The organism is Streptomyces sp. MBT53 (assembly GCF_016654115.1).
Lineage (GTDB): Bacteria > Actinomycetota > Actinomycetes > Streptomycetales > Streptomycetaceae > Streptomyces.
The window spans coordinates 1-7387 of sequence record NZ_JAEQAZ010000299.1 but is presented as its reverse complement, the minus strand read 5'-3'; the positions used below and the strand labels follow the sequence as shown (position 1 = coordinate 7387).

Genomic DNA, 7387 nt, shown 5'->3' with positions numbered 1-7387 from the left:
CCCCCACCCCGACCGACGAGGCCACCCCGACCGCCGAGCCGGAAGCCGTCGTCACCGCCTACTTCGCCGCGATCAACAACCATGAGTACTCGACGGCTTGGGCCATGGGCGGCAAGAACCTGGGCGACCCCGACTACGACGCGTTCGTCGCGGGCTACGCCACCACCGAGCGCGACAGCATCAGTCAGGTGTCCGTGCAGGGGACCGTCGTGACGCTGATCCTCAACGCCCTTCAGACGGACGGTACTTCGCACTCGTACCACGCCACCTACACCGTTCTCGACGGTGTGATCACCCACGGCACCGCAACCCTGATCGGCTGACCGACCCCGCACGAGTGGAGCGCTGAACCATCGTGAGCACACAGGCACCGCACCGCTATCCGCCCGTCCCACCGCCCGGGGCGCCGCCGCAGGTCACCCGCGTGTACGCGCGGACCAAGGCCACCCGCCTGCTGTCCGCGGGCACCTACCTCGATCCCGGCTACCGCAGAGCCGTCATCCGCGAACTGCTCAAGAAACGCTTCAGAGTTGTCGCGCCGTCGTACGGCTACGACGCCGTGTCGGTCCTCGCCCACGCCCTCGCCGCGCGCCGACTGCGCCGTATCCAATGGGGAGTCGCCGGCGGTTCGGCGGTCGCGCTCCTGCTGCTGGTGCGCGGCCCGCTGAGCGTCTTCGTCGGCGCGCAGCTGATGTTCTGGGTGCTGTGGGGCGCGGCCTATCTGCGTCGGGTCGTCACCCTGCACATCCTGATGACCCGGCTGAAGGAGACCGGCCCGGCCGGCGGCTTCGACGGCTCCTACCCGGCCGGCGGCAGGCTCACCGACGCCCTGATCGGCAAGATCGACCGCGAGCAGGGCAGTCAGAACGGCCTTGTCTTCTACGGCGGTTTCCGGCCCTTCGTCGGCGCCGGACTGCCCCTGCGCGACTGGGCGAACGCCCAACTCCTGCTCGGCGCACCGAAGAACCGCCTCGCCGCGCGCAAGGACTTCGTGGGGCCCGGAGCCGGGCGCGACCTGGACGACGTGGAACGCAAGCCCGTCCTGCCGTTCACCGTCCACGACATCACCTCGTACGTCGCCGCCCGGATGGGCGCGGAGCTGCGCGACGAGGCCCGCCGGGACGAACGGATCGAGGGACTGACCGTCGAGCAGCGCCGCTACACGACGGCGATCCGCACCAACGACCGTACGCTGGGCGTCGGTTGGTCCCAGCTGCCCGGCATGGACGATCTGCCGGGCATCCACTGGCGGGAGGACTACGACGCGGCCCGCGAGTATCTGTGCGTGCGCGTCGGATCCTGGAACGAGGAGCTGGTGACCTCGATCTTCGTCGGGTTCGACCTCAAAGGCGACACCCTGCACACCGAGTTCTACACCTATGTACTCGGGCCGCTGGTAAGGGAGTTCCACCTCGTCGACCAGCTGCCCGACTCCTTCGACGGCCGGCTGGCGGTGCGGGTCGCGTGGGACATGGTCAAGGCCGTGCCGAGGTGGTGCGTGGCGCTGCCGCTGTGGCCGCTGCGGCTGTTCCCCGAACGGTTCCTGCCGAGGCGGGTACGCCGGCTGGTGCGGCCCGGGCGGAGCGGGCGGTCCACCATCGAGTTCACCACGGACAGCACGACGGTCGACAGCAGCGAATTCCGCCTCGCCCGCTACGCCAACGAGTCAGTGGACTGCGGCGCGCTGACCAGCGTCCGCGAGATGGCCACCAGCGACACCTACCACCACTTCTTCCAGAAGACCGACGCCCTGAAGTACTCGCAGATCGTCGAGCGCCGACTGCTGCACACCATCCGGCAGTTCCTGGACGAGCACCACGTGGATCTCGCCGACCACGACCGCGCGCAGACCAACATCCTCGTCGGGGACAACTCCCAGGCGATCTTCGGCGGGCACAACGAGAACTTCGGGTACAACTACCAGCCGCAGGGCCCCGATTCGTCCGGCAGCCGAGGGGATTAGCCATGAGCGACAGCCATACGTTCGGCGACAACAACCAGGTCATTCTCGGCGGGAAGAACAGGGGCTTCGGCTACAACTACCATGCGGCGCCCGAGATTTCGGCCGCCGAACCAGAGTCCTCCGACCAACCGGCCGGGCAGGCACCGGCACCGGCCGTTCACGACCGCAGCCGTAGCGTCTTCGTCGTGCACGGCCGGGACGAAGAGGTGCGGCAGGCGATGTTCGGGCTGCTGCGCCGGCTCGATCTACGGCCCCTGGAGTGGGAGGAGTTGGTGCGGGCCACCGGCAAGACCGCGCCCTTCCTCGGCGAAGTGGTCATGAACGCACCGGCGCAGGCGCAGGCGGCCCTGGTCCTGCTCACCCCGGACGACGTCGCCAAGCTCCACCCGCATCTGCTCGGCAACCGCGAACGGGACGACGAGACCCAACTCACCGGCCAGCCGCGGCAGAACGTGCTGATCGAGCTGGGCATGGTCCTGATGGCCTACCCCGAGCGGACCGTCATCGTCGAGGTCGGCCGGCTACGGCATGTCGCCGACACCGCGGGCATCAACGTCATCCGGTTCGACGGCACGGAGGCTTCCCTCGCGAAGATCGCCGCGCGGCTGCGGCTGGCCGGCTGCCAACTCGACGACAGCGGGCCGGAATGGCGCGAGACCCGCCCCTTCCAGAACCTCGCCGCGTACCGCCGACTCGCCTGAAGCACAGCGAGAGGGAGGGGGAGGGGGGACGGACGCCGAAGCGTCCGTCCCCCCTCCCCCTCCCTCTCCTTTTCTTCCTTTCAAACGCGGTCCAGTCCCGACGCCAGAACCCTCAAGAAGGCCGCCACCTCCCGCATGTCGATCCGCTCCAGGTCGGCGGGCCGCACCACCAACCGCAACTCCCGGCAGACCGCGCCCTCCCGCGACCGGGCGACGAAGGACATCAGGATCAGCCGCAGCAGGCTGTCCTGGTCGAGGTGGTCGAGCCGGGACAGCCCCGAGCCGACCAATGGCATGGCCACGCGCTCCAGTTGGGCATGCCGGTGCAGCGCGTCCCACAGCCGGCCGAGGCCGAGCCAGAGTTCCTCCACAGTGGACGCGGCCACACAGTCGTTGCCGATACGGCTGTACGCGACCGCGAACACCAGGTGCGGCCGGGCGCCCAGGACCGCCACCGTGCCGACCGGGTAGCGGTCCAGTTTGCCCAGCGGCTTGCGGTCCCGGTCCTCGCGCCCGACCGGCGTGACCCCGGCGAGCGCCGCGACCAGTTCCGCGTCCAGGCGCCGTACGTCACCGTCGTACCGCCGGTGCAGCAACTGCCCTTGCACACTGGACGCGTTGATGACCTCGCCGTCCGCCGTCGCGGTGTCGAAGGTGTCGCAGAAGCCGACGACGAGATGCGCCGGCTGGTCGAACACGTCGCCCGCCTCGACCACCACCGTCAGATCGGGCCGCCGGAACACCTGCTCCACCCGCAGCACCGGCCGCGCCTGGCCCAGTCCCCACACCAGGCAGGCCACCACCGACACCACCGTGACCGTGCCGGGATCGGGGAAACTCCGCGGGAAGAACTGCCCGACGAACTGGAGCACCGCCGATATTCCGCCGAAGGCCACCATCGTGTTGCGGGCGAAGACCCTTCGGGCGCGCCCGGTGCCGTAGAGCCTCAAAAAGCGTGTGGGTATGCGCAGTTGGGCCACACAGTTTCTCCAAGGCCTCATGATAATGTTCTTGTCACTTCTCGGTGACACACGGTGATACAGGGGCGCGGCGGGGGCGACGCGGGTGGCCGATGGACGAGTGCGCATTCAGGTCAAAGTGCTGGGGCCGGTCCGGCTCGACGTCGACGGGATTCCGGTCCGGCTGACACCCCTGACCACCCGGCTGCTGGTCCGCCTGGTGGCCGCCGAGGGCGAGGCCGTGCCGGTACGGCAACTGCGGCGCGACGTATGGGGCTTGGCGGACGGACCCCGTCATCTGGACCAGCGCAACCGCAACGAGGTGCAGAAGCGCGTCCTGGAACTGCGGCGCGCGCTCGACCCCGGCCAGGACGGCACCGCCGCCCGCGTGCTGCGCACCGAACAGCAGGTCACCGTGCACGGCCCGGAGACCGCCTATCGGCTGGTGCTGCGGCCCGAGGAACTGGACAGCGCACGGTTCACGGAGGTCGTCCGCACCGCGCTGCTGGCCCCGCCCGCCACCGCCGCCCATGAACTCGACGAGGCGCTCGGGCTGATCCGCGGCCGGCCGCTGGCCGAGGTCAACGGCGAGACGTTCGCCGACCCCTTCATCCGCCGGCTCACCACCCTGCTGGACTCCGCCCGCCGTGAACTGGTCCGCGTCCAGGCCGACTTGGGCCGCCCCGACCTCGCACTGCCGGTCGCGGAGCTGATCGTCCGCGACCATCCCGACGACCTCGACGCCGCGCGCACCCTGGACACCCTGCGGGCCGCGCTCCGCGCCCGGCATGGCGCCGAACTGCTGCGCCACCGCGTCCCGTTGCCCAGTCAGCGGGCGGACGTCGTCCTCGTCCGCGGCGACCTGTTCGAGCAGACGGACTGCAATCTGGTGGTCGGCTTCACCGACACCTTCGACACGGAGACCGACCAGGACATCGTCATCAGCCGTGACAGCGTGCAGAGTCAGCTGGTCGACCGGGTCTTCGGCGGTCGACGCCGCCTGCTGGACGAGAAGTTGAAGACCGGGCTGCGCGCCGTGAAGGCCGTCGGCACGGAGAGCGCACGGGCCAAGCCGCGTGGCCGGCGGGTCCGTTACCCGGTGGGTACGACCATCGCCGTACCCGTCGAGGGACGCCGGATCTTCGCGGTCGCCTACTCGCGGCTCGGCAACGACCTGGTGGCCCGCTCCGGTGACGAGGATCTGCGCTCCGGCCTGGACAACCTCTGGGCCTCGGTGGCCGTGCACGGCCTGTTCAGACCGGTCGCCGTCCCGCTCATCGGCTCCGGGCTGGCCCGTGTGACCGACCTCGACCGCAGCCAGCTCGTGGCCCTGATCGTCGACTCGTTCATGGCCGCGTGCCGCCGCTACCCCGCGCTCACCCCCGAACTGCGCATAGTGGTCCGCCCGGAGGACCTGGCCAGCACCGATCTCTCGCCGGTCGAGCGGCGGTTCCACGAACTGGTGCCGGACCTGGAGCCCGACCGGGGTGAATGACCAGGGAAGGCAAGGGAGTTGAGCCTTCCGAGCCAGTGCCCGAGCCAGTGCCGGACCCCGGTCCCGGTCCCGGGCCTGGGCCTGGGCCTGGGCCTGGGCCCAAGGTGAGACCGGGCGGCCCTCGGCGTCCGTCCCCCGCTCCGACGGGTTCCTCCGCATCTACGGCTCCCCCACGCGGCATCGCCCGCCGGTCACTGGCCCGCCACCGCCACCCGGCCTCACCGGATCCCAGTGCACCGCCGCCGGCGCTTCCGCGGGTAGTCGCCATCCGCTTCCGATCCGATTCCGACGCCACCCCGACAACAGCCGGACAACAGCCGGACGACAGCCGGACGACAGCCGGACGACAGCCGGACGGCCCGGGTCGCGTGGGATGCGAACCCGGGCCGTCCGTGCGGAAGTTCGGTGATTCAGCGGACGCGGTGACGCGTCAGCGCTTCCAACTCGCCTTCGCCAGCGCCGGAACGAAGCGCAGCGCGTCCACCGTGCCCACGCCCGTCGCCATGTCGTAGCCGTTGACGGCCGTGTAACCGGTCACGCCCGCGTACGTGTTGTTCGTGCCGTCGTTCACGTCGACGATGCCGTTGCTCTTGGCGCCGTGCCGAGCGAGCGTGTACAGCGCCGAGTTGATGTTGCCCACTCGGTGTCCCGCCGCCTGGTCCGCGAGGGCGACGATGCCCGAGAACAGCGGGCTGGCCTCGCTGGTGCCGCCGTAGACGTCCCAGCCGATCGCGGTCGGGTCGAAGCTGGAGTACGTCCAGGCACCGCCGTTGACCGCCGCGGCCATCGACACGTCGGGCGTGGCGCGCTGGGTGCCGACGACGCTCTTCACGCCGTTCTGGAAGGACGGGCGGGAGAACACGTGGGACTGGCCGCCGCCGCCCGCGCCGTAGTCGTTGTAGACGCTGTCCGGGGTGACGCGCTCGCCCTTGTCGTTCAGGTGGAGCTGCGTGCCGCCGATCGACGTGACCAACGGGTCCGAAGAAGGCCAGGAGTTGACGGGCTTGTCGTAGAAGGCCGAGCCGTCCAGGTTGTAGTCGGTGGCGCCGCCGTCGCCGGAGGAGGCGAGCACGGTGACGTGCTTGCGGTTGGCGTCCTGGAAGGCGTAGCGCAGCTTCTTGATGCTGGAGAAGTCGCCCTGGTCGAAGCCGGGGAAGGTGTTCTCGGTGGCGCCGAAGCTCTGCGTGATGACATCGCCGACGCCGTGGTCGATGAGGTGCTTCTCGGCGGACATCATCTCCGGCAGACCGGTGACGCCCTCGGTCTCGGCGACCGCCGTCTCCACGAGCACGATCTTCGCGTCGGGCGCGACCGCGTGGGCCATCTCGACGTCCAGGGTGGTCTCGCCCGCCCAGCCGGTCATGTCCGCGTTGGTGGGGTCGAAGACGGGGACGTTGCCCCACTTGACCACGTTGACCTTGGCGCTCTTCAGGCCGAACTGCTTGCTGTAGACGTCGAGATCGTGCTGGATCGTCGGCGAGCCGAAGGAGTCGACGATGACGATCGTGCGTCCCTTGCCCGTGATGCCCTTCTTGTAAAGGGAGTTGAGGTTGTACGCGGTGCGGTACTGCAGCGGGGTGTAGCAGGCGATGTGCCACTTGGCCTCGCACTGCTCGCTCGTGAGCGGGCTGGGCACGTCGCGGGCGAGGGTGTGTCCGGTGATGGCCGGGATCACCTTCGTCTGCGGTACGGCGGCGGGTGCGGCGCTGCTGACGCCGGCCAGCGGGGCGGTCGCCAGTGCGGCGACGGCGAGAGTGGCGCCGGCGGCCGTGGCAGCCGCGAGGCCACGTCTGTTGCGGGCTATGTGCATGAATGCCCCCTGGATGTCTGTGAGTTGCACGCGAAGGTCTGCGTGCATCTCATCCAGTGAGACATGCACAGGACAAGTCAGTTGAACTGCCGATGCCGAAGCCTTTGCCCAAACAGCACCAAATGCTCGAACGGTCCTGCCGGTCGCGCGGGTCGACTCAGACCGGAGAGCCGACGCCGGCCCCGGCCAGCCGCCGGAACGCCTCGGTGGTGCGCGGATGCGCGATCTCGTCCAGCAGATGCCGCCACTCGGGATCACCCGCCGCGGGATGCGCCAGGTCCCACGCGGCCAGCAGCGGGGCGAGACCGCTCTCGCCGGAGACCTCGGCCGGTTCGGTGAACTGCCTTGATTCCATGGGACGTTCCTTCCGGGCGGGCGATCGGTCGAGATCGACGGGGACAGGCTCTGGATGCCAACCGGCTCCTACGATGCCCTCGTTCGCCCGCCCGGAAGGAACGT

6 protein-coding genes and 1 pseudogene are annotated in these 7387 nt (G+C 69.7%); 4 read left to right on the top strand and 3 right to left on the bottom strand.

Features of this window, described 5'->3' with window-relative positions; genetic code table 11:
* The 3 genes and pseudogenes from JHN45_RS48750 to JHN45_RS48740 all read left to right on the top strand — a co-directional run.
* A pseudogene (locus JHN45_RS48750) lies at nt 1-323 on the top strand (hypothetical protein); the annotation flags it as partial.
* Between the two features lie 32 nt (nt 324-355).
* Nucleotides 356-1963: a hypothetical protein gene (locus tag JHN45_RS48745; RefSeq protein ID WP_307783420.1), complete on the top strand. Its 1608-nt coding sequence runs from the start codon at nt 356-358 to the stop codon at nt 1961-1963.
* Between the two features lie 2 nt (nt 1964-1965).
* Entirely contained in the window at nt 1966-2664 is a 699-nt protein-coding gene (locus JHN45_RS48740; RefSeq protein WP_201055900.1) for a TIR domain-containing protein, read from the top strand.
* Nucleotides 2665-2744: 80 nt separating this feature from the next.
* Here JHN45_RS48740 and JHN45_RS48735 read toward each other — a convergent pair whose 3' ends face one another.
* On the bottom strand, nt 2745-3665 hold the full coding sequence (locus JHN45_RS48735; RefSeq protein ID WP_236584941.1) for a macro domain-containing protein: 921 nt from the start codon (nt 3663-3665) through the stop codon (nt 2745-2747).
* Nucleotides 3666-3744: 79 nt separating this feature from the next.
* Here JHN45_RS48735 and JHN45_RS48730 point away from each other — a divergent pair, with 79 nt between their 5' ends.
* Nucleotides 3745-5118, top strand: coding sequence for a macro domain-containing protein (locus JHN45_RS48730; RefSeq protein WP_307783419.1), 1374 nt, complete (start codon nt 3745-3747; stop codon nt 5116-5118).
* 430 nt (nt 5119-5548) lie between these two features.
* Here JHN45_RS48730 and JHN45_RS48725 read toward each other — a convergent pair whose 3' ends face one another.
* Together JHN45_RS48725 and JHN45_RS48720 are read right to left on the bottom strand one after the other, a co-directional pair.
* Nucleotides 5549-6928, bottom strand: a complete 1380-nt coding sequence (locus JHN45_RS48725) for a S8 family serine peptidase (protein WP_200715674.1) — start codon at nt 6926-6928, stop codon at nt 5549-5551.
* A 157-nt stretch (nt 6929-7085) separates the two neighbouring features.
* Entirely contained in the window at nt 7086-7283 is a 198-nt protein-coding gene (locus tag JHN45_RS48720; RefSeq protein WP_200715675.1) for a hypothetical protein, read from the bottom strand.
* Nucleotides 7284-7387 lie beyond the last annotated feature (104 nt).

What these genes read in the sequence shown, in the direction of transcription:
- JHN45_RS48735 (WP_236584941.1), bottom strand. Translation starts at nt 3,665, where the DNA reads ATGAGGCCTTGGAGAAACTGTGTGGCCCAACTGCGCATACCCACACGC.
- JHN45_RS48740 (WP_201055900.1), top strand. Translation starts at nt 1,966, where the DNA reads ATGAGCGACAGCCATACGTTCGGCGACAACAACCAGGTCATTCTCGGC.
- JHN45_RS48725 (WP_200715674.1), bottom strand. Translation starts at nt 6,928, where the DNA reads ATGCACATAGCCCGCAACAGACGTGGCCTCGCGGCTGCCACGGCCGCC.
- JHN45_RS48720 (WP_200715675.1), bottom strand. Translation starts at nt 7,283, where the DNA reads ATGGAATCAAGGCAGTTCACCGAACCGGCCGAGGTCTCCGGCGAGAGC.